Below are 19,416 nucleotides of genomic sequence, written 5' to 3' on the forward strand. Positions count from 1 at the left end.
CGCACCGGAGTGTCCGAACGGGGGATAGGCTGCCGCCCATGACGGACTCCTCCACCGTGCTCACGATCGGCAACCGGCCCGACGGCCGGGTCGCCGACGCGCTCCGCCCCGTTTCGTTCGAACGCGGCTGGTCCGACCACGCCGAGGGCTCGGTGCTCGTCGAATTCGGCCGTACCCGGGTGCTGTGCACGGCCAGCGTCGTCGAGGGCGTGCCGCGCTGGCGCAAGGGCAGCGGCCTGGGCTGGGTCACCGCCGAGTACGCGATGCTCCCGCGCGCCACCCACACCCGCGGTGACCGCGAATCGGTGAAGGGTCGCATCGGCGGCCGCACCCACGAGATCTCCCGCTTGATCGGCCGCAGCCTGCGTGCCTGCCTCGACCTCAAGGCGCTGGGCGAGAACACGATCACGCTCGACTGCGACGTCCTGCAGGCCGACGGTGGCACGCGTACCGCGGCCATCACCGGCGCGTACGTGGCCCTCGCCGACGCCGTCCAGTGGCTGGCGTCGCGGCACGCGCTCGCGGCGTCGCCCAAGAAGGCTCTGAAGAACTCGGTGTCGGCGGTCAGCGTCGGCATCATCGACGGCGAGCCCCGGCTCGACCTCAACTACGACGAGGACGTCAAGGCCGGCGTCGACATGAACGTGGTCTGCACCGGCTCCGGTGACTTCGTCGAGGTGCAGGGCACCGGTGAGGCGATCACGTTCGGCCGTGACCAGCTCAACGCCCTGCTCGACCTGGCCTCGGCCGGCTGCGCGGAGCTCGCTGCGCTGCAGCAGAAGGCCCTGGACTCGTGAGCCTGACCCGGGTCGTACTGGCCAGCCGCAACGCGAAGAAGATCGCGGAGCTGCGCCGGATCCTGGCGGTCGCCGTTCCGCAGGTCGAGGTCGTCGGCCTCGACGAGGTGCCGCCCTACCCGGAGACGATCGAGGACGGCGCCACGTTCGCGGAGAACGCGCTGCTCAAGGCGCGAGAGGCGGCAGAGGTGTCCGGGCTGCCGGCGATCGCCGACGACTCCGGCATCGCGGTGGATGCGCTCAACGGCATGCCCGGCGTGCTGTCGGCGCGCTGGGCGGGCAAGCCCAAGAGCGACGAGCGGAACCTGCGCCTGGTGCTGGAGCAGGTCGAGGACCTGCCCGACACCCGGCTGGGTGCCGCGTTCGTGTGCGCCGCAGCGCTCGTGCTGCCGTCCGGCGAGGAGCACGTCGTCGAAGGACGCATGGAAGGCTCACTGGTGCGCGAGCCGCGGGGCACGAACGGGTTCGGGTACGACCCGATCTTCGTGCCGTCGGGGTCGGTGCTGACCAGCGCGGAGATGTCGTCGGCCGACAAGGACGCGATCAGCCACCGGGGCAAGGCCTTCCGGGGTCTGGCCGAGGTCCTTGCTGTGGCCGCTGTCACCTTGTGATGAACAACAGGTTGTAAGACTGTTCCGGGCTTTTCGCGTCCGGGTGCGGTGGCTAGACAAAGAGCTGCAGCCGTCCCCGACACTGTGAGGAGTCTGCTCGTGTTCGACGAGCTGCCCGACGCTGTCGTCACACTGGTGACAGCGGCCGTGAGCGTGATCGCTGCGCTCATCGTCGTGCAAATCGTTCATTTCGTGGTGCGTCGCATCGGTCGGCGCGCCCCGCTCTTCGACCAGCTGGCCACGCGCCTGCACCGGCCGACGCAATGCCTGGCGGTGGTGCTGGCCGTGCAGGGTTCGCTGCACGCGACCACCGCCACCGGCGACTGGCGCGGACCTTTACTGCACGGCATCACCGTGCTGATGATCGCGGCCGGTGCGTGGGTGATCGGTGCGGTGCTGCTCGTCCTCGAGGACGCCGCACTCTCCCGGTTCCGCACCGACGTGGAGAACAACAAGACCGCACGCCGGGTGCACACCCAGATCATGGTGGTGCGGCGGGTGACGGTCGCGGTGGTGGTCGTCGTCGCGGTCGGCGCGATGCTGGTGACGTTCCCGACCGCCCGGGCCGCCGGAGCGTCGTTGCTGGCCTCCGCCGGGATCGCGGGTGTGGTGGCCGCGTTGGCCGCCCAGTCGATGCTGGGCAACGTGTTCGCCGGGGTGCAGCTGGCGTTCAGCGACGAGCTGCGCCTGGACGACGTGGTCGTCGTGGAGGGGGAGTGGGGCCGCGTCGAGGACATCACGCTCAGCTATGTGGTCCTGCACCTGTGGGACGACCGGCGGTTGACGTTGCCGACGTCGTACTTCACCACCAAGCCGTTCCAGAACTGGACGCGGAACGAGTCCGCGCTGCTCGGCGCCGTCGAGATCGACGTCGACTGGGCCGTGCCGACCGAGGAGATGCGCCGCGAGCTGCGGCACATCTGCGAGGGCACGGACCTGTGGGACGGGCGGGCCTGCGTGTTCCAGGTGACCGACGCGACCGGTGGGTCGGTGCGGGTGCGTGCGCTGGTGACCGCCCGCGACGCTCCGACGCTGTTCGACCTGCGGTGCCACGTGCGTGAGCGGTTGGTGCAGTGGCTGCGCGAGCGCTACCCCCAGGCGCTGCCGCGCTCGCGCGCAGACGTAACCGGAATCCCCGGCCTCCGAATCGAGGGCCTCAACGGCCCCTCCTCTCGACCGTCCGCCGACGGGCACGCGGACGGCCATACGAATGGGCACGCGGACGGCCACGCGGACGGGCGAGACGGGCGCCGGATGGGGGCGGGAGTCGCTGGACAGGCGTTTGCGCCTGGCAGCGTCGCGGACGCGCCGGATGATGCTCGGGTGTTCAGCGGCTCCGCGGACGGCCGCGAACGGAACGCCGCCTTCGCCGGCCCGTCGGAGGACTCCGACCGCACCTGACGACCGCAAACGCGCGCCCTCCCGTCATCACGGGAGGGCGCGCGTTTGCCCGTGGTGCGCAGCGGTCACAATGGCACCGGCTGCGGAGGGAGACCCGATGTCGGACGGCCTACGGACGGCCCTGTACTGGCTCAGTGCGGGCTTTGGGGTACTGGGCGTCGTACTGATCGTGCTCGCGCTGATCCAGCGCGGTTTCGGGAGCCGCGTGCAGGAGACCACACCCTGGCGCGTGACGTCGCTTGCGATCCTCTTCCTGGCCGCCGCCGTAACCGTCACCGGCATCGCCTACATCTGGCCCCACCCACCGGAGTAGTTGTGCGGCCGCAGTAGGTTCTCGGCTCATGGGTGCACTCAAGCCGTGGCACGTTCTCTCGCTGCTGTGCTGCTTACTGGTCGTCGGTGGCGGCGTCGCCGGCATCATCGCGGCGATCAGCTACTCGACCAAGCGCAAGCGCTAGGGGTCCTGCGGTGCGGGAGGTGGGAGTCGAACCCACATGTCCTTTCGGACACCGGGACCTAAACCCGGCGCGTCTAGCCTTTCCGCCACTCCCGCTCGGCTGACATCGTACGCACGCCGCTGACCGCGGGCACGTCGAGCCTGGGCCGAATCGTCAGTCGAGGCCGAGGTCGCGGCGGAGCTTCGCCACGTGACCCGTCGCCTTGACGTTGTACTGCGCCTTCTCGATCTTGCCGTCCGCGTCGATGACGAACGTCGAGCGGATGACGCCGGTGACGGTCTTGCCGTACATCGTCTTCTCGCCGAACGCCCCGTAGGACGACAGGACGCTCTTGTCCGGGTCGGAGACCAGCGGGAACGTGAGCGACTCCTGGTCGCGGAACTTCGCGAGTTTCTGCGGCTTGTCGGGGGAGATCCCGATCACGGTGAGGCCGGCGGCCTTGAGCGAGTCCAGCGAGTCCCGGAAGTCGCACGCCTGCTTCGTGCACCCCGGGGTCATCGCCGACGGGTATGCGTACAGGATCACGCGCTGACCACGCAGGTCGGCGAGGTGCACGGTGTTACCGGAGTCGTCGGCGAGCTCGAAGTCGGGAGCGGCGTCGCCGGGGGAGAGGCGCGGTGCGGCAGTCATGGCCGGAAGCCTATTCCTCTCGACTCACGCCCCTGCTATTGCAGGTTAGTTGCAACAGCAGAGATGATGCGTGAGGAGTTGTACCGGCCAAGTGAGGGGGAGCGGTGGAGCCAACGGGTACGCCCGTCGCGATGCACATCTCCGACGGCATCGTCAATCTGCCGATCTCGGCGGTCTTCGGCGTCGTCGCCGTGGCGTGGATCGCCTTATGCCTGTTCCGGGCCCGTCGCGACCTCGACGACCGGCTGGCGCCGATGGCCGGCCTGGTGGCCGCGTTCATTTTCGCGGTGCAGATGCTCAACTTCCCGGTGCTGCCGGGCGTCAGCGGGCACCTGCTCGGCGGTGCGCTCGCGGTGATCTTGGTCGGGCCGTGGGTGGGTGCGCTCTGCGTCGCCACGGTGCTGCTCGTGCAGGCGTTGCTCTTCGCCGACGGCGGGCTGTCCGCGCTCGGGCTCAACGTCACGAACATGGCGATCATCACCACGCTCGTCGCGTACGGGGTGGTCGCGGTCGCGTTGCGGGTGTTGCCGCGGAACCGGCTCGGGATCGTCGTCGCGAGCTTCCTGGCCGCCACGGTGTCGGTCGTCGTCGCGTCGCAGGGCTTCGTGCTCGAGTACGCGCTCGGCGGCGAGGTGGACAAGGCGCTCGGGCCGATCTCGGCCACGATGGCCGGCGTCCACCTGCTGATCGGCATCGGTGAGGGGCTGATCACCGCGACCACGGTTGCGACCGTTGCGGCGGTGCGCCCCGACCTGGTCTACGCACTGCGCCGGTACCAGCAGAAGCCGCTGTTGATCACTTCGGGGAGTAACGCATGAAGCGGGTGAGGCTCGCCGCCTTCCTCGGCGCAGGGCTGCTCGTTGCGCTGCTGCTCGCCGGCATCGTCAGTTCCGCCGCGAGCTCGCAGCCGGACGGGTTGGACGCCACCGCCCGCGAGGGCTGCACGTTCAACGCCGACGACGAGATCACCGGCGGCGACTGCCTGGCGAAGTCGGCCAAGGAGCACGACATGGCCGACTCGCCGCTGGCCGACTACGGCATCCGCGGCATCGACAACTCGTTCGTCTCGACCGGCCTGTCCGGCGTCGCCGGCGTGCTTCTCGTCGGCGCGATCGGTGGTGGCGTCTTCTGGCTCCTCCGCCGCCGCGGCACCGCCGGCGCCGACCCGGAGGATGCGCCCGCGGCCTCGCCGGTCGGCGCGTCGAGCAGTGGCGGAGCAGGCGGCCGCGCGGACGAGGCCGCCGGCGACGGATCGGGCCGGTAGGGCTGCGTGGGAGCCGGCCACAGCCATCCGCTGCATCTGCCCGGTGCATCGCTCGTGCACCGGATGCCGTCCGAGGTGAAGATCGTCGCGGCGCTGGCGTTCGTCGTCAGCGTCGTGGCGACCCCGCGCGAAGCGGTGTGGGCGTTCGGCCTTTACGCGGTGCTGCTCGCCGCGGTGGCCGCCACCGCCCGGATCCCCGCCCGGTGGCTCGCGACCCGGGGCCTCATCGAGACGCCGTTCGTCGTCCTCGCAGTGATTCTGCCGTTCCTCGAGAGTGGCCCGTACGTTCACGTCGCTGGACTCCAACTCAGCGAGGCCGGCCTCTGGGCCGGCTGGAACATCGTCGCCAAGGGCACACTGGGCGTCTTCGCGTCGCTTCTGCTCGCCGCGACGACGAACGCACGCGACCTGTTGCTCGGCCTGCAACGCCTGCGCACCCCCGGGCCGATCGTCCAGATCGCCACGTTCATGCTCCGCTACGTCGACGTCATCCTCGGCAACGCGCGGGCCATGCGCATCGCCCGGCTGTCTCGCTGCCACGACCCCCGGTTCTTCTGGCAGGTCCGGGCTTTCGCGACGTCGATCGGCAGCTTGTTCCTGCGGTCGTACGAGCGCGGGGAACGGGTCTACGTCGCGATGCTGTCCCGGGGTTACACCGGCGCACTACCGATGGCCACCACCACGCGACCCCCGGCGAGGCAGTGGGCCACCGCGCTCACGATTCCCGCGGCGGCCGCGGCGGTTAGCGTGACGGCGTGGCTGACGACGTAACCCTGGAAGTAGCGGGCCTCGCTTTCGCGTACCCCGACGGCAGGCAGGCGCTGTTCGGCGTCGATCTCGTGCTGAAGAAAGGCGAGCGTGTCGCCCTGCTCGGCCCCAACGGCGCGGGAAAGACGACGCTGGTGCTGCACCTGAACGGCATCCACACCGCCGGTGCGGGCAGCGTCACGGTCGCCGGGATGCCGGTGGTCAAGGAGAACCTCACCGAGATCCGCCGCCGCGTCGGCATCGTCTTCCAGGACCCGGACGACCAGCTGTTCATGCCCACCGTGGCCGAGGACGTGGCGTTCGGGCCGGCGAACCTGGGTCTGCGTGGCACCGCACTCCAGGAACGCGTCACCGAGGCCCTCACCGCCGTCGGCATGCAGGACTTCGCCGACCGCGCACCCCACCACCTGAGCTTCGGCCAGCGTCGGCGGGTGGCCGTGGCCACCGTGCTCGCGATGCGCCCGGAGATCCTGGTGCTCGACGAGCCGTCCAGCAACCTCGACCCCGCCAGCCGCCGTGAACTCGCGCAGATCTTGCAGAGCCTCGACGTGACGCTGCTGATGGTCACCCACGACCTGCCGTACGCGCTGGAACTCTGCCCGCGAGCGGTGCTGCTGGACGGTGGGGTCGTCGTCGCCGACGCCCCCACCCCGCAGCTCCTGATGGACGCCGAGCTGATGCAGAGGCACCGGCTCGAGCTCCCGTACGGCTTCGACCCGTCGGTCGCGCTCCGTTAGCGCTGCGCGGCGTCGATCGCCTTCGTCAGCTCCGCAGTCGTCGGGTTCTCCAGTGAGGTCCCGTTGACCTTCACGGTCGGTGTGCCGTTCACGCCTGCTTTCGACGCCTCGTCGGTGACCGATTTCGTCCAATCGGCGTACTTCTGATCATCGACACACTTCGTGAACGTGTCCCCGGTGATACCGGCGCTCTTCGCGAGGCTGATCATCTTCGCGTTCGTCAGGCCGGAGGCGTTCTCCTCCGGCTGGTTGGCGTAGAGCGTGGTGAGGAACTCGGGGAACTTGTCGGCGTCGGCCGCGCACCCGGACGCCGCCGACGACCGGCTGGAGTACTTCGTGCCGGACGAGAACCGGTCCAGGTACGCCACCGGGTGGTAGACGATCTTCGCGGTGCCCTCGTCGACGTACTTCTGCAGCGTCTTGCCGCTCTCGTCCTCGAACGTCTTGCAGATCGGGCACTGGAAGTCGAGATAGACGTCGACGGTGACCGGCGCGGTGGTCTTCCCGACGGTCAGGCCGGTCGTCGTCGCCGACTTCGGCAGAACGACGTCGTCGGGCTGGCTGGACTTGTAGAGCGTCACGCCGATACCGGCGGCGATCACCAGCACGGCCAACGCGATCACCGAGACGATGATCGTTCGTCGCCGCCGCTCCGCAGCGCGCTGCTTGGCAAGTTGCTCGGCGGCGATCCGCCGGGCCTTGTTTGACGACTTCCCGCTCATGTTCTCAGCTTCCGGAGATCCAGTTGTCGACGGCCAGACGTCCACGCGGCCACCGGGCGAGTGCGAGCGCGATCACCAGCAGCGCGCTGTCGCGGAGGATTTCGAGGGTGTAGGCGGTGCTCTGATCGGGATCGAGTTCGCCGCCGCTGCCGAAGCACCCGCAGTCGATGCGGAGCCCGCGGGCGGCCGCGGAGATGATTCCGATCAGGAAGACGACCAGCAGCACCGCGGAGAAGATGGCCCCGAACCGCACGGCCACGCCGGCGACGAGCAGCAACCCGAGCACGATCTCGAGCCACGGCAGACCCGCGCCGACGACCGTCGCCGCACCGTCCGGCAGCAGCTGGTACGCCCGCACGGCGCGCACCGAGGCGGCGAGGTCGGTGGCTTTCGCGCCACCGGCCCAGAGCCAGACGCCGCCCAGGAGCAGCCGGGCGACGAGCGGCAGCCACGGCCGGGCGGTGGGCCACCAGGCCGGGGTGCGGCGGCGGGGTTCGCTTCGCGTAGACATCGCTACTTGGTCGTTCGTACGGTCCGATCGGTTCCCGATGTGGGCCAGAACACGCTATCGCTACTTTGCGTAACCGCGGGGGAGGCGTGTGACGGGTGTGGCGATATCTCTCAAGCCGACATTAAGCAGTGCGTAATCGTGCCCCCAAGCCATTCTGATTACCGGTCCGGGCTGATGAACTGGGTTCACCGCAGCGCGGTTCCGGTCGTCGGAGGTGGGCGATCCGGGGTTGCGGGTGGGAGCGGTGGCGGCCGTGGCTCGGGTTGGGAGACAGGGGAACCCGGGCCGCGGCTGAAACCTCGACCTGCGCTCGAGTCCATCGCGATCCGATCGACCGGCTGGACGCGCGTGACCTGCCGGTCCGTGGCCCGCCTGGGGGACGCCCCTCCCCCAGGCGGGCTTCTTTTGTCTGTGGGCGGCCCGCCCAGAACGACGCTGCCAGGCGAGCGCGGACCCTTGAGTATGCAGCTATACGCGGCGGGTCCGCGCTCGACTGGCAGCGTCGCCCTGGGCGGGCTCCAGGCTCATACCAAAGGCAACTGCTCAGGCTGACGTTAGGGCGCTGACCAGGTCTTCTCTTGCTCTTGCCACTCGGGAGCGGATGGTGCCTACCGGGACGTTTTCCACGTCGGCGGCCTCCTGGTAGGAGAGGCCTACCAATTGGGTGAGGACGAACGCGGAACGGCGTTCGGTGGAGAGCCGGGCCAGCAGATCGGTGGCGTCCGCGGTGGTGGAGGGATCCGGTGCGGTCGGTACGAACCGAGCCCTCAGGACCTCGTCGAGGCGCCTGCGTCGCACTACGGTGCGTAGGTGGTCGGCGCAGGCGCGGCGGGCGATGCCGAGCAGCCAGGTGCGGGCGCTGGCCCGCGCCGCGAACGACGGCAGGGCGCGGAACGCCCTCAGATACGTTTCCTGGGTGAGGTCGTCGGCGGCGTTCGTGTCGACGAGCGACGCACAGAATCGCCAGACGTCAGGCTGGGTGGCGCGCACGAACGCCGCGGTCGCCAACGCGTCGCCGTGCTGAGCACGTAGTGCCCATTCGGTGACGTCGTCGGGGGCGGGCACCTGTCCAGGGTACGGCCGAACGTCCGGGAACTACTGCCCGCCGAAGGACGACTATCCCCGTATGCAGTGCGCACAGATCAGGGTCGCCCTCTCCGCGCTCGCGGACCGGGAGGACCCCGGAATCGACCGGGCCGACGTCGACACCCACCTCGCGGGGTGCGCCGAGTGCCAGGCGTGGCAGGCGGCCGCCACCGAGGCCACCGGCGTGCGCTGCCGCGCCACCGCGCAGCCTCCCGATCTCACCGAGCAGATCCTCGCCGCCATCGCCGCGGACCGCACCACCCGGCGCCGAGCGCGCTCCGGGCTCGGCGCCTCCGTACGGCACGCGGCAGCGCGTCTGTCCGGCCGGGCAGCGGCCGCAGACATGTGGGCCGCGACCGGGTCGCCCCCGGCGGCCGGGGCGACGAGCGGGCGGGCGGGCTTGCTGCACGCCGGGGTGTTGCGGTGGGCTTTGGGGATGTCGGCGGTGGCGCAGCTGTTGCTCGCGTTGCCCGCGCTCGTCGCCGAGCCCGGCGCCGGTGGCGCCGTGCACGCCGGGCGCGAAATGGCGTCGTTCGACGTCGCGGTCGCGATCGGGTTCCTGTTCGTGGCCGGACGACCGGCCTGGGCCAGAGCCCTGGTGCCGGTCGCCGTTGCGCTTGCTGGTTGTCTGTTGCTGACGAGTTCGATCGACGTCGCGGACGGAGCCGCCCAACTCGGACACGAGCTGAACCACCTGCTCGCCGGTGTCCAGGCGGCCCTGGTCTGGCTCCTGTCGCGCACCGATCGAACGTCGACGCCCTCGGAGCCGTTGCCGAGGCAGGTATGACGTTACGAACGACAGGAATGGGGAAGCGCGTGCGGAAGGTCCAGCGAGCGCTCGTAGTGGCGTTGTTCGCCCTGCTGGCGATCGGCTTCGGTGCGTCGCCGGCCCAGGCGCACGCCGCGCTGGAGGGCACCGACCCACCCACCGGCTCGATCGTCGACCCCGCGCCGACCGTCGTCACGATGAACTTCAGCGAGCGGGTCACGCCGGTCAAGGGCCGGATCAAGATCATCGCCCCGGACGGTTCGAACGTCGTCCAGGGCGAGCCGACGACGGTGAACGGCGGCGCGCGGGTACGCATCCCGCTGAAGTCGGACCTGGCCGACGGCACCTACCTGGTCAGCTACCGGATCATCTCCGCGGACGGCCACCCCGTGTCCGGCGGGTACACGTTCAGCTCGCGGGTTCCGTCCGCGCTGGGCGCGAAGGCGTCGGAGGTCAACTCCGGCACCGCGTCGGCGTCGGTGGACACCGGTGTGCGCGGGGTGCAGTCGGTCAGCCGATACGCCGCTTACGCCGGCATCGTGCTGCTCGCCGGCCCGCTGGTGATCGTGCTGGGGCTCTGGCCGCGGCGGCTCGCCACGGCCGGGCCGCGACGCATCGCATGGGCGGGCTGGGGGCTGCTCGCTGTCGGAACGCTCGGCGTCCTCGTTCTGCAGGCGCCGTACGCGGACGGGGGCACGCTGGCTGACGTCTCGGTCAGCGGTATCGGCGAGGCGCTCGACGAGACGGTCGGACGTGCGCTGCTGATCCGGCTGGCGTTGCTCGTCGCCGCGATCCCGGTGCTGTTGCGGGTGCTGCGTCCGCCGACACCCAAGGACGGTGACGCCCCGGCGTGGGCGGGGCCGGTCGACCGTGTGCTGGCCGGGATCATCGGCGTCGCGATGCTGATCACGTTCCCGTACGCGGGGCACGCGGGTCAGTCGCCCGCGCCGATCGTGTCGGTGCCGGCGATCACGCTGCACGTGGGGTCGATGGCGGTGTGGCTCGGCGGGCTCGTCGTGCTGGCGCTGTACCTGCTGCCACGGGCCAAGTACCGCGAGCTCGAGGTGATCCTGCCGGTGTGGTCGCGGTGGGCGTTCTGGGCGGTCGGCGCGCTGGTGTTCAGCGGTGCGATCGAGACGTTCCTGGAGATCGGCGGCTTTCGCGGCATCGACCGGCTGGTCAGCACCACGTACGGCCAGCTCGTCCTGACGAAGGTGATCTGGCTCGGCGCGATCCTCGTCGTCGCCGCGAACGCACGCGCCTGGATCAACCGCCGCTTCGGCGTTCCGGTCGCCTACGCCCTGGCCGCGGAGGACCCCGAAGCGAAGCGTCCCCAGAAGGCCGCGAAGAAGACGACGGCGGGCAAGCCCGCCAAGAAGGCTCCCGCGAAGCCGGCGGCGGCAGAACCGGAAGCGGCCGACGACGAGTCGGCGGTCGGCCTCGTCAAGCCCGGGACGGCTTCGGCCGTGAAGGCGGGTACGAAGACCGCGGCGAAGAAGGCTGCCAAGAAGGTCGCGCCGAAGAAGATCAGAGAGCCGGAGCCCGAGACGTCGGACTTCTCCGCGTCCGGGCGCGCGGCCGACGAGGTCCGGCGGCTGCGGTCCCGCGTCGCGATCGAGGTGGCCCTCGGCGCCGTGGTGCTCGCGCTGGCGACCGCGCTGGTGCAGGTCGCCCCGGCCCGCAGCGCCGACGACGCCGCTGCGGCGGCAGCGGCCCTGCCGTACACCGCTCAGGTCGACATGGGCCCGAACGTGCTCCAGATCGACCTGCCGGCCCGGATCGGCCGCAACGAACTGCACCTGACGCTCTTCGACAAGAACGGCCTGCCGGTCAAGGTCGAGGAGTGGAGCGGCTCCGCGGAGCTGGCGAAGGCGAACGTGTCGACGGACGTCGTCGCGTTGCCGCTCACCGAGAACCACGCGGTGGGTCAGGTCGAGTTGCCGATCGCTGGTGACTGGAAGTTCGTGTTCACCGCACGAACGTCCGACATCGACCAGTACAGCGTCGAAAAGACCATCACGATCCGCTGAAACGGTCGGCGGCCCGGCGAGAGCCGGGCCGCCGCCTCAGATCGAGTCCAGGTCGTGCAACGCGGCCCGCAGAAGCTCTGCGGTTTCGGGATCCGTTGCCTCGCACCGCGCCAGCGCCTCCTGGACGCGGAGGCGGGCACGATCCAGCGCTGAGCCCCGCTCGGTGGACGCCACCTCGGTGGAGTGCACCCGCTGCTGGAGCAGTTCCGTGCGCTCCAGCAGCAGCCGGTTCTTCTCCCACAGATCGATGAACACGCTGACCTTCGCCCGCAGCACCCACGGGTCGAACGGCTTGGCCAGGTAGTCCACCGCCCCGGTGGCGTATCCCCGGAACGCGTGGTGCGGCTTCCGGTCTATCGCGGTGAGGAACACGATCGGGATGTGCCGGGTACGTTCCCGGCGCTTGATGTGCTCCGCCGTCTCGAAGCCGTCCATTCCAGGCATCTGAACGTCGAGCAGGATCACCGCGAAATCGTCGGTGAGCAGGCGCTTCAGCGCCTCCTCACCCGACGGCGCGGTCACCAGGTCGTGGTCCAGTCCCTGCAGGATGGCTTCCAGGACGAGCAGGTTCTCGGGGCGGTCGTCGACCAGGAGGACTTTCGCCCGCTTGCGATCAGTGCTCACGCGGCAGGTCCGGGCGCGCCCGCGTCACGTGTGACCCATCCGGCCATCAAGCGGAGCAGCCGATCGAGATCGACCGGCTTCGTGATGTAGTCGCTGGCTCCCGCGGCGAGACTCTTGTCCCGATCGCCCGGCATCGCTTTCGCCGTGAGGAACAGGATCGGCAGTTCGCTGAACCCGGGCATCTTCCGGATCGCCGCTGTCGTCTCGTTACCGTCCATGTCGGGCATCATGACGTCCATCAGGACGAGGTCCACCTCCGGGTGGGCCTGCAGCATCGCGATACCGGCCGCACCGTTGTCGGCGTAGAGCACGGTGAGCCCGTGCAACTCCAGCGCGGAGGTCAGCGCGAACACGTTCCGGACGTCGTCGTCGACGATGAGCACGGTACGTCCGGCCAGCACCGACGTGTCGACGGTCGGGCCGGTCCTCCCGCGCGGCGGCCGACTCTCCACCTGCCGGGGCGCCGGCGCGGGCGGCCGCTGACCGCTCTTGGTGTGATCGTCAGGACTGGAATAGCCCGGCCGCGTCGTCGCCGCAGGCGTCGGCTGCGCCGCTGACGCGCCCTGCGTGATGATCGCGGCGCCGATCTCCTCGGCGTCCACGATGCTGCTCGGCCCGGGCGGCAGCGACGGCTGAGCGGCCGGCAGCGAGCTGCGCAGCGGCCCCGAGTACGTCGAGGACAAGAACGTGTCCTCCGGCAGCCGCTCCAGGCCGCTGCCCGGCTCGGCCGCCTCACCGGGATAGCGCTCCGGCAGGTACAGCGTGAACGTACTGCCCCGGCCGACGTCACTCTGCACTGTGATCGAGCCGCCGAGCACCCGCGCGATCTCCCGCGAGATCGACAGACCCAGGCCCGTACCGCCGTACTTCCGGCTGGTCGAGCCGTCGGCCTGCTGGAACGGGTCGAAGATCAGCTTGAGCTTGTCGGCGGCGACCCCGATGCCGGTGTCGGTCACCGCGAACGCGACGACACGGTCGGCCGCGTTCAGCGTCGGGCTGGCGAACAGCATGTCCTCCGGACCGACGTGGATCGACAGCGTCACCGTGCCCGCGTCGGTGAACTTCACCGCGTTGGACAGCAGGTTCTTGAGGATCTGCTGGAGACGCTGCTCGTCGGTGAACAGGTGCTCGGGGACGCCAGGCCCGCGGTCGACGGCGAACCGCAGTCCTTTCAACTCCGACTGGGCCCGGAACGTCTGCTCGACGTACCCGCAGACGTCGTCCAGCGCGACCCGGCCGGCGTGGACGTCCATCTTGCCCGCCTCGACCTTGGACAGGTCCAGGATGTCGTTGATCAGCGTCAACAGGTCCCAGCCGGCGTCGTGGATCGTCCGGGCGAACTCGATCTGGCGCCCGGTGAGGTTCGACTCGGTGTTCTCCGCCAGCAACCGCGCCAGAACGAGCAGCGAGTTGAGTGGCGTCCGCAGCTCGTGGCTCATGTTGGCCATGAACTCGGTCTTGTACTGGCTGGAGAGCGCCAGCTGCTCGGCTTTCTCCTCCAGGCCGAGACGCGCCATCTCGATCTCGCGGTTCTTGATCTCGATGTTGCGGTTCTGCTCACTGAGCAGCGCCGCCTTCTCCTGCAGCTCGGCGTTCGTGCGCTGCAGCTCCATCGACTGCGCCTGCAGCTCCTGGGTGAGCCGCTGCGACTGCGCCAGCAGCTCTTCCGTCCGCGCGTTCGCGATGATCGTGTTCAGGACGACACCGAGCGTGTCGACGAGCTGCTGGAGGAAGCTCATGTGCAGGTCGGAGAAGTTCTTGAAGCTGGCCAGCTCGATAACGCCGAGCACCCGTTCCTCGAACAGCACCGGGACGATCACCAGGTCGGCGGGCGGTGCCTCGCCGAGCCCCGACCCGATCGTCAGGTAGCCGGCCGGCGTCTGCTCGACGCGGATCGACCGGCGCTCGACGGCGGCCTGACCGACCAGGCCCTCGCCCAGCGACAGCACCGACTCGCCCCGCCGCGGCGCGTACCCGTAGGACGACGCCAGGCGTAGCCGCAGACCCTCCCGAGTGGCCTCCAGAAGGAAGAACGCGCCCTGCTGGGCGTCCACCACGGGGGTGATCTCGCTCATGATCATCTGGCAGACCTGACGCAGGTCGCGCTGCCCCTGGAGCTGAGCACCGATGCGGGCCAGGTTGCTCTTCAGCCAGTCCTGTTCCGCGTTCTTGGTGGTCGTGTCCTTGAGGTTGCCGATCATCTGGTTGATGTTGTCCTTGAGCTCGGCGAGCTCACCCTGCGTCTCCACGGCGATCGCCTGGGACAGGTCGCCGCGGGTCACCGCGGTCGCGACCTCTGCGATCGCACGGACCTGGGTGGTGAGGTTGCCGGCCAGGATGTTCACGCTCTGGGTCAGGTCGCGCCAGGTGCCGGAGACGTCCCGCACCTCGGCCTGACCGCCCAGCTGGCCCTCGGTGCCCACCTCGCGGGCGACTCGCGTCACCTCGTTGGCGAACGACGAAAGCTGGTCCACCATCGTGTTGACGGTGTTCTTGAGCTCGAGGATTTCGCCCTGGGCGTCGACGGTGATCTTCTGTCCCAGATCGCCCTTCGCGACAGCGGTGGTGACCTGGGCGATGTTGCGGACCTGGCTGGTCAGGTTGCCCGCCATCGAGTTCACGTTGTCGGTCAGTTCCCGCCAGGTACCGCTGACACCACGCACCTGCGCCTGGCCGCCCAGCTTGCCGTCGGTGCCCACCTCGCGGGCCACGCGCGTGACCTCGTCGGCGAACGATCCCAGCTGGTCCACCATCGTGTTGACGGTGTTCTTCAGCTCGAGGATCTCGCCCTGGGCGTCGACGGTGATCTTCTGCGTCAGGTCGCCCTTGGCCACGGCCGTGGTGACCGAGGCGATGTTCCGTACCTGGCCGGTCAGGTTCCCGGCCAGCTGGTTCACGTTGTTCGTCAGTTCCTGCCAGGTGCCGGAGACTCCCCGGACCTGGGCCTGGCCGCCGAGCTTGCCGTCGGTGCCCACCTCGCGGGCTACTCGGGTGACCTCGTCGGCGAACGACGAGAGCTGGTCGACCATCGTGTTGACGGTGGTCTTCAGCTCCAAGATCTCGCCGCGGGCGTCGACGGTGATTTTCTGGGTGAGGTCGCCCTTGGCGACGGCGGTGGTGACCTGGGCGATGTTCCGAACCTGACCGGTGAGGTTCCCCGCCAGCTGGTTCACGTTGTTCGTGAGTTCCTGCCAGGTGCCCGAGACGCCGCGCACCTTGGCCTGGCCACCCAGCTTGCCCTCGGTGCCCACCTCACCGGCCACCCGCGTGACCTCGTCGGCGAACGACGAAAGCTGGTCCACCATCGTGTTGACGGTGTCCTTGAGCTCGAGGATCTCGCCGCGGGCGTCGACGGTGATCTTCTGGGTGAGGTCGCCCTTGGCGACGGCGGTGGTGACCTGGGCGATGTTCCGCACCTGGCCGGTCAGGTTCTGCGCAAGCTGGTTGACGTTCTCGGTCAGCTCTTTCCAGGTGCCCGAAACGCCCCGGACGTGGGCCTGGCCGCCGAGTTTGCCCTCGGTGCCCACCTCGCGGGCCACGCGCGTGACCTCGTCGGCGAACGCGGAGAGCTGGTCGACCATCGTGTTGACAGTGCTCTTCACCTCGAGGATCTCGCCGCGGGCGTCCACGGTGATCTTCTGGGTGAGGTCGCCCCGGGCCACAGCGGTGGTGACCTGGGCGATGTTGCGGACCTGGCCGGTCAGGTTGCCGGCCATCGAGTTCACGTTGTCGGTGAGCTCGCGCCAGACCCCGGAGACCCCGCGCACCTGCGCCTGACCGCCGAGTTTGCCCTCGGTGCCCACCTCGCGGGCCACGCGCGTGACCTCGTCGGCGAACGACGAGAGCTGGTCCACCATCCGGTTCACGGTGGTGCCGATGCGGAGGAACTCACCCTTGAGCGGCTGGCCCGCGATCTCCAGGGCCATCTGCTGGGTGAGGTCACCGCGGGCCACCGCGTCGATGACGCGGGCCACCTCGGTCGTCGGCCGGGCCAGGTCGTCGATCAGCGAGTTGATCGCCTGCGCGCCGGTCGCCCAGTCGCCGCGGCCGATCGACTCGTCGACCCGCTCGGTCATCCGGCCGTCGCGTCCGACGACGCGGCTGACCCGTTCGAACTCGCGGTTGCGCTGATCCATCCGGGTCGCGACGTCGTTGAAGAGCTCCGTGAGCTCGGCGTCCTCACCGTCGCGCCGGGAGAGCCGCACGCTGAAGTCGCCCTTGCGGAGCAACTCGAGCGCCGCGGTCAGCTCACGGACGATCGGGGGTCGTTCAGCGAGCATCGTGCCGTTCTGAGCCCCGCCGTTGTCGGCGGGCGCTGACCCGAGCTCCTCGGGACGGCGGGAGCGCCTGCCCCGTTCAGCTGTCGTCATCGTGTGCCTCATCTCGCCGGATGTCCGAACAGCGCAGGTATCCGATGCGCGTGGACGTCTCCATCTTTGCGTATCACGCATCGTGGAGCGCCCGATCCGATTCGGTAGCCTTCTCAGCTTGGTTGTGGCGTGTGCTGAACAGTGTCGGACAACGACCGAAATAGTGCTGGACTCTGCAGCGGTTGGCCCCTGGACGCTAGGGTCTGTCCGGGACTTCCCGAACAGGGCGAGTCCTCCCTCGAGTTCGGCTACGGCTGGGCTGTCCGGGCGGGGGAGCAGAGGTGAGCCAGCAGATGGGTCATCAGATGAATTCTTCTCCGGCTGGGGGGTCCGTGGTGGTCAGCCGCCGCGCGCCGCTACCCGGTGACGCCCGGTCCCCGGCACTGGCCAGGGCCCTCGCCCGTGACGTCGTGGAGGAGTGCGGGCTCGCGTCGCTCTCCGACGAGGTCGCACTGCTGACCACCGAACTCGCGACGAATGCGGTCGTCCACGCGGGCACCGCCATGCACATCGAGGTCGTCGGGGATGCCGCCAGCATCACGGTCCGGGTCACCGACGGCAGTCGTGCGGTGCTCGGCCCCTCGCTCCCACCCCCGATGCTGGCCGAGGGCGGCCGTGGCCTGCACCTGGTCGACTCGCTGGCCTCCGAGTGGGGCGTCGCGTACGGACGCAGCGGCAAGTCGGTCTGGTTCCGGCTCGACGTCGACGACCCGGTGGTGACCCGCGCCGGTTCGGAACCGTCCGCCGCTCCCGAGCCGGAACCAATGACCGAGCCGGCCGAGTCTCGCTGGGGTCTCCGTCGCGAGGTCGGTATCGGGCTCGGCCGCAAGATCCGGGGTCGCCGCAACGGGGTCATGGGTGCCGGTGGCGTCGTCGTGAAGACGAACGAACCCGCGGTGCCCCCGAAGCAGGTGCGCCGGCCGGTCGCCGGGCGCGCGGCGGCGGTCGTTCCGGCCGCCGAGGCCGCCGGGTGGCTCACGTACCTCACCGACCGCGTCGTCCACGAGCTCGACTCGACCGAATTGGCCCAGGAGATCCTCTACCGGGTCGGTGAGGTCACCGGTGCGGCGTTCGGCATCCTGTGGGTGGACGAGGGCTCCGGTGTCCGGGCGCTGGCGTCGATCGGCATCACCGAGGACCCGATCGACCCGCCGGTCCGGCTCTGGCCCGACGACCCGCCGCGCCCCCGCAACGCCGACTTGCTGCCGCCCACCCAGGCGCTCGCCGACGCCGGTGCGGGCGTCGCGCTCTCGGTCGCGCTGCCGTCCAGTCCGCCGATTCGTGGCCGCCTGGAGCTGGGCATGCCGGCGGGGAACCTGTTCCGGTCCGCCGACGCGGTGTTCGCGCTGCTCGCCGCCGAGCGGCTGGCGGTCAGCCTGGACGCCGCCCGGCTGCGGGACACCGAGCAGACCCGCCGGGGCGATCTCGCGTTCCTCGCCGACGCCAGCGAGCTGCTCGCCTCCTCGCTCGACGTCGATCTGACGCTCGCGCTGGTGGCGCAGCTGTGCGTGCCGCGGCTGGGCGAGTGGTGCGTGATCCACACCCTGGACGACGCCGGCGACCCGGAGCTCGTCGTCGCGGTGCACAACGACGAGCGTGGCGTCCCCGAGCTGGAGGACGCGTTCCTGGCGCCGGACGGGGCGGTGCTGCGGGAACGGATCCGGGCCGCGACGGTCACGCACGCCGCGACGCCGCTCACCGGCCCGCTGTCCGGGCTGGTGCTGCCGCTCACGGCCCGGCGCGAGGTCGTCGGCACGATGTCGATCGGTGACCCGCCCGGGCGCCGGCACACGTCCGAGGAAGTCGCGATCGCTGTCGACCTGGCGCGGCGGGCCGCGCTCTCGGTCGACAACGCGCGGCTCTACTCCGAACGCGACTCGGTGGCCGAGGCGTTGCAGAGCGCGCTGCTCCCGGCGTCGCTGCCGGTCGCCGACGGGCTGGAATTCGCCGCCCAGTACCGGCCCGCGGGCGCCAGCAACGAGGTCGGCGGTGACTTCTACGACGTGCTGCCGCTCGGTGAGGAGCGGTGGCTGCTCGCGATCGGTGACGTCTGCGGCAAGGGGCCGCAGGCGGCGTCGGTGACCGGCATGGTGCGCGACGTCCTGCGCACGCTGGCGCGGGAGGGGCGCAACCTGCCGTACGCGCTGGCCGCGCTGAACCGCGCGCTCGTCGAGGAGGCGTCGCTCGTGCGGGAGGGCGGCGGACCGATCGACGGCCAGACCGTGTTCTGCACGGTGGCGGCCGCGTTCGCCGAGCGTCGGGAAGGTGGGCTGCGGGTGCGGTTGTGCCTGGCCGGGCACCCGTCGCCGATCGCGGTGCGCGCCCGCGGGGGAGCGGAGCAGGTCGGTGTCGGCGGTATGGCGGCCGGGCTCACCGACCACATCGAAGTCGAGGAAGTGTCGGTGGACCTCGGGCCCGGTGACGCGCTCGTGTTCTACACCGACGGGGTCACCGAGCGCCGCCGCGGTGACGCGCAGTTCGGCGAGGAAGGCGTGCTGGAGGTGCTCTCGCGCAGCAGCGGCCTCTCCGCCGCCGACATCGCCGCCGGCCTCCGCACCGCCGCCACCGACTTCGGCGACGGCCCGTTGCGAGACGACCTCGCCATCCTCGCTTTGAGGGCGGCCCCCTGAACGATGTG

The 19,416-nt window shown here is 70.1% G+C and carries 17 protein-coding genes and 1 tRNA gene; 11 read left to right on the forward strand and 7 right to left on the reverse strand.

Annotated features, from left to right (window positions below; all coding sequences use genetic code 11):
- Positions 1–38 precede the first annotated feature (38 nt).
- The 4 genes from rph (at position 39) to ACGFY5_RS05295 (ending at position 3,122) form a co-directional block, all read left to right on the forward strand.
- Positions 39–797, forward strand: coding sequence for a ribonuclease PH (rph, locus tag ACGFY5_RS05280; RefSeq protein WP_392717535.1), 759 nt, complete (start codon positions 39–41; stop codon positions 795–797).
- 2 nt (positions 798–799) lie between these two features.
- On the forward strand, positions 800–1,408 hold the full coding sequence (rdgB, locus tag ACGFY5_RS05285) for an RdgB/HAM1 family non-canonical purine NTP pyrophosphatase (protein WP_392718655.1): 609 nt from the start codon (positions 800–802) through the stop codon (positions 1,406–1,408).
- A 99-nt stretch (positions 1,409–1,507) separates the two neighbouring features.
- Complete coding sequence (locus tag ACGFY5_RS05290; RefSeq protein WP_392717537.1) at positions 1,508–2,809, forward strand: mechanosensitive ion channel family protein; 1,302 nt, start codon at positions 1,508–1,510, stop codon at positions 2,807–2,809.
- A gap of 97 nt (positions 2,810–2,906) precedes the next feature.
- Positions 2,907–3,122, forward strand: a complete 216-nt coding sequence (locus tag ACGFY5_RS05295; protein WP_392717539.1) for a hypothetical protein — start codon at positions 2,907–2,909, stop codon at positions 3,120–3,122.
- 156 nt (positions 3,123–3,278) lie between these two features.
- Here ACGFY5_RS05295 and ACGFY5_RS05300 read toward each other — a convergent pair.
- A tRNA-Leu gene (locus ACGFY5_RS05300) sits at positions 3,279–3,362 on the reverse strand.
- Positions 3,363–3,420: 58 nt separating this feature from the next.
- A complete protein-coding gene (gene bcp / locus ACGFY5_RS05305; RefSeq protein WP_392717541.1) occupies positions 3,421–3,897 on the reverse strand; it encodes a thioredoxin-dependent thiol peroxidase in 477 nt (158 codons plus the stop codon).
- A gap of 131 nt (positions 3,898–4,028) precedes the next feature.
- Between bcp and ACGFY5_RS05310 the strand changes: the two genes are divergently transcribed.
- Genes ACGFY5_RS05310 through ACGFY5_RS05325 form a run of 4 tightly spaced genes read left to right on the forward strand, consistent with a single transcriptional unit; the run spans position 4,029 to position 6,666 of the window.
- On the forward strand, positions 4,029–4,715 hold the full coding sequence (locus ACGFY5_RS05310) for an energy-coupling factor ABC transporter permease (RefSeq protein WP_392717543.1): 687 nt from the start codon (positions 4,029–4,031) through the stop codon (positions 4,713–4,715).
- Positions 4,712–5,161, forward strand: coding sequence for a PDGLE domain-containing protein (locus ACGFY5_RS05315; protein ID WP_392717545.1), 450 nt, complete (start codon positions 4,712–4,714; stop codon positions 5,159–5,161). The genes ACGFY5_RS05310 and ACGFY5_RS05315 overlap by 4 nt, the downstream gene beginning before the upstream one ends.
- 6 nt (positions 5,162–5,167) lie before the next feature.
- Positions 5,168–5,932, forward strand: coding sequence for a cobalt ECF transporter T component CbiQ (gene cbiQ / locus ACGFY5_RS05320; RefSeq protein ID WP_392717547.1), 765 nt, complete (start codon positions 5,168–5,170; stop codon positions 5,930–5,932).
- On the forward strand, positions 5,917–6,666 hold the full coding sequence (locus ACGFY5_RS05325) for an energy-coupling factor ABC transporter ATP-binding protein (RefSeq protein WP_392717549.1): 750 nt from the start codon (positions 5,917–5,919) through the stop codon (positions 6,664–6,666). The genes cbiQ and ACGFY5_RS05325 overlap by 16 nt, the downstream gene beginning before the upstream one ends.
- On the opposite strand, the gene ACGFY5_RS05330 is transcribed toward ACGFY5_RS05325, so the two are convergent.
- The 3 genes from ACGFY5_RS05330 to ACGFY5_RS05340 all read right to left on the reverse strand — a co-directional run bounded on the left by ACGFY5_RS05330 (position 6,663) and on the right by ACGFY5_RS05340 (position 8,964).
- Positions 6,663–7,388 (reverse strand): DsbA family protein, encoded by a 726-nt coding sequence (locus ACGFY5_RS05330; RefSeq protein WP_392717551.1) that lies wholly within the window; start codon positions 7,386–7,388, stop codon positions 6,663–6,665. The genes ACGFY5_RS05325 and ACGFY5_RS05330 overlap by 4 nt on opposite strands.
- Positions 7,389–7,392: 4 nt before the next feature.
- Entirely contained in the window at positions 7,393–7,899 is a 507-nt protein-coding gene (locus ACGFY5_RS05335; RefSeq protein ID WP_392717553.1) for a DoxX family protein, read from the reverse strand.
- Between the two features lie 543 nt (positions 7,900–8,442).
- On the reverse strand, positions 8,443–8,964 hold the full coding sequence (locus tag ACGFY5_RS05340; RefSeq protein WP_392717554.1) for a sigma-70 family RNA polymerase sigma factor: 522 nt from the start codon (positions 8,962–8,964) through the stop codon (positions 8,443–8,445).
- A gap of 61 nt (positions 8,965–9,025) precedes the next feature.
- Between ACGFY5_RS05340 and ACGFY5_RS05345 the strand changes: the two genes are divergently transcribed.
- Together ACGFY5_RS05345 and ACGFY5_RS05350 are read left to right on the forward strand one after the other, a co-directional pair.
- Positions 9,026–9,772 carry a zf-HC2 domain-containing protein gene (locus tag ACGFY5_RS05345; protein WP_392717556.1) on the forward strand — a complete coding sequence of 249 codons (747 nt, stop codon included), beginning with the start codon at positions 9,026–9,028 and terminating at the stop codon, positions 9,770–9,772.
- 29 nt (positions 9,773–9,801) lie between these two features.
- Positions 9,802–11,784, forward strand: a complete 1,983-nt coding sequence (locus ACGFY5_RS05350; protein WP_392717558.1) for a copper resistance CopC/CopD family protein — start codon at positions 9,802–9,804, stop codon at positions 11,782–11,784.
- A 36-nt stretch (positions 11,785–11,820) separates the two neighbouring features.
- Here the strand turns inward: ACGFY5_RS05350 and ACGFY5_RS05355 are convergent, their stop codons facing one another.
- Together ACGFY5_RS05355 and ACGFY5_RS05360 are read right to left on the reverse strand one after the other, a co-directional pair.
- On the reverse strand, positions 11,821–12,408 hold the full coding sequence (locus tag ACGFY5_RS05355; RefSeq protein WP_392717560.1) for a two-component system response regulator: 588 nt from the start codon (positions 12,406–12,408) through the stop codon (positions 11,821–11,823).
- Positions 12,405–16,688, reverse strand: a complete 4,284-nt coding sequence (locus ACGFY5_RS05360) for a HAMP domain-containing protein (protein WP_392718657.1) — start codon at positions 16,686–16,688, stop codon at positions 12,405–12,407. Before ACGFY5_RS05360 ends, ACGFY5_RS05355 begins: the two co-directional genes overlap by 4 nt.
- 371 nt (positions 16,689–17,059) lie before the next feature.
- Between ACGFY5_RS05360 and ACGFY5_RS05365 the strand changes: the two genes are divergently transcribed.
- Positions 17,060–19,408 (forward strand): SpoIIE family protein phosphatase, encoded by a 2,349-nt coding sequence (locus ACGFY5_RS05365; protein WP_392717562.1) that lies wholly within the window; start codon positions 17,060–17,062, stop codon positions 19,406–19,408.
- The last annotated feature ends 8 nt before the right edge of the window (positions 19,409–19,416 follow it).

This window comes from Cryptosporangium sp. NPDC048952 (genome assembly GCF_043197895.1).
Taxonomy (GTDB): domain Bacteria; phylum Actinomycetota; class Actinomycetes; order Mycobacteriales; family Cryptosporangiaceae; genus Cryptosporangium.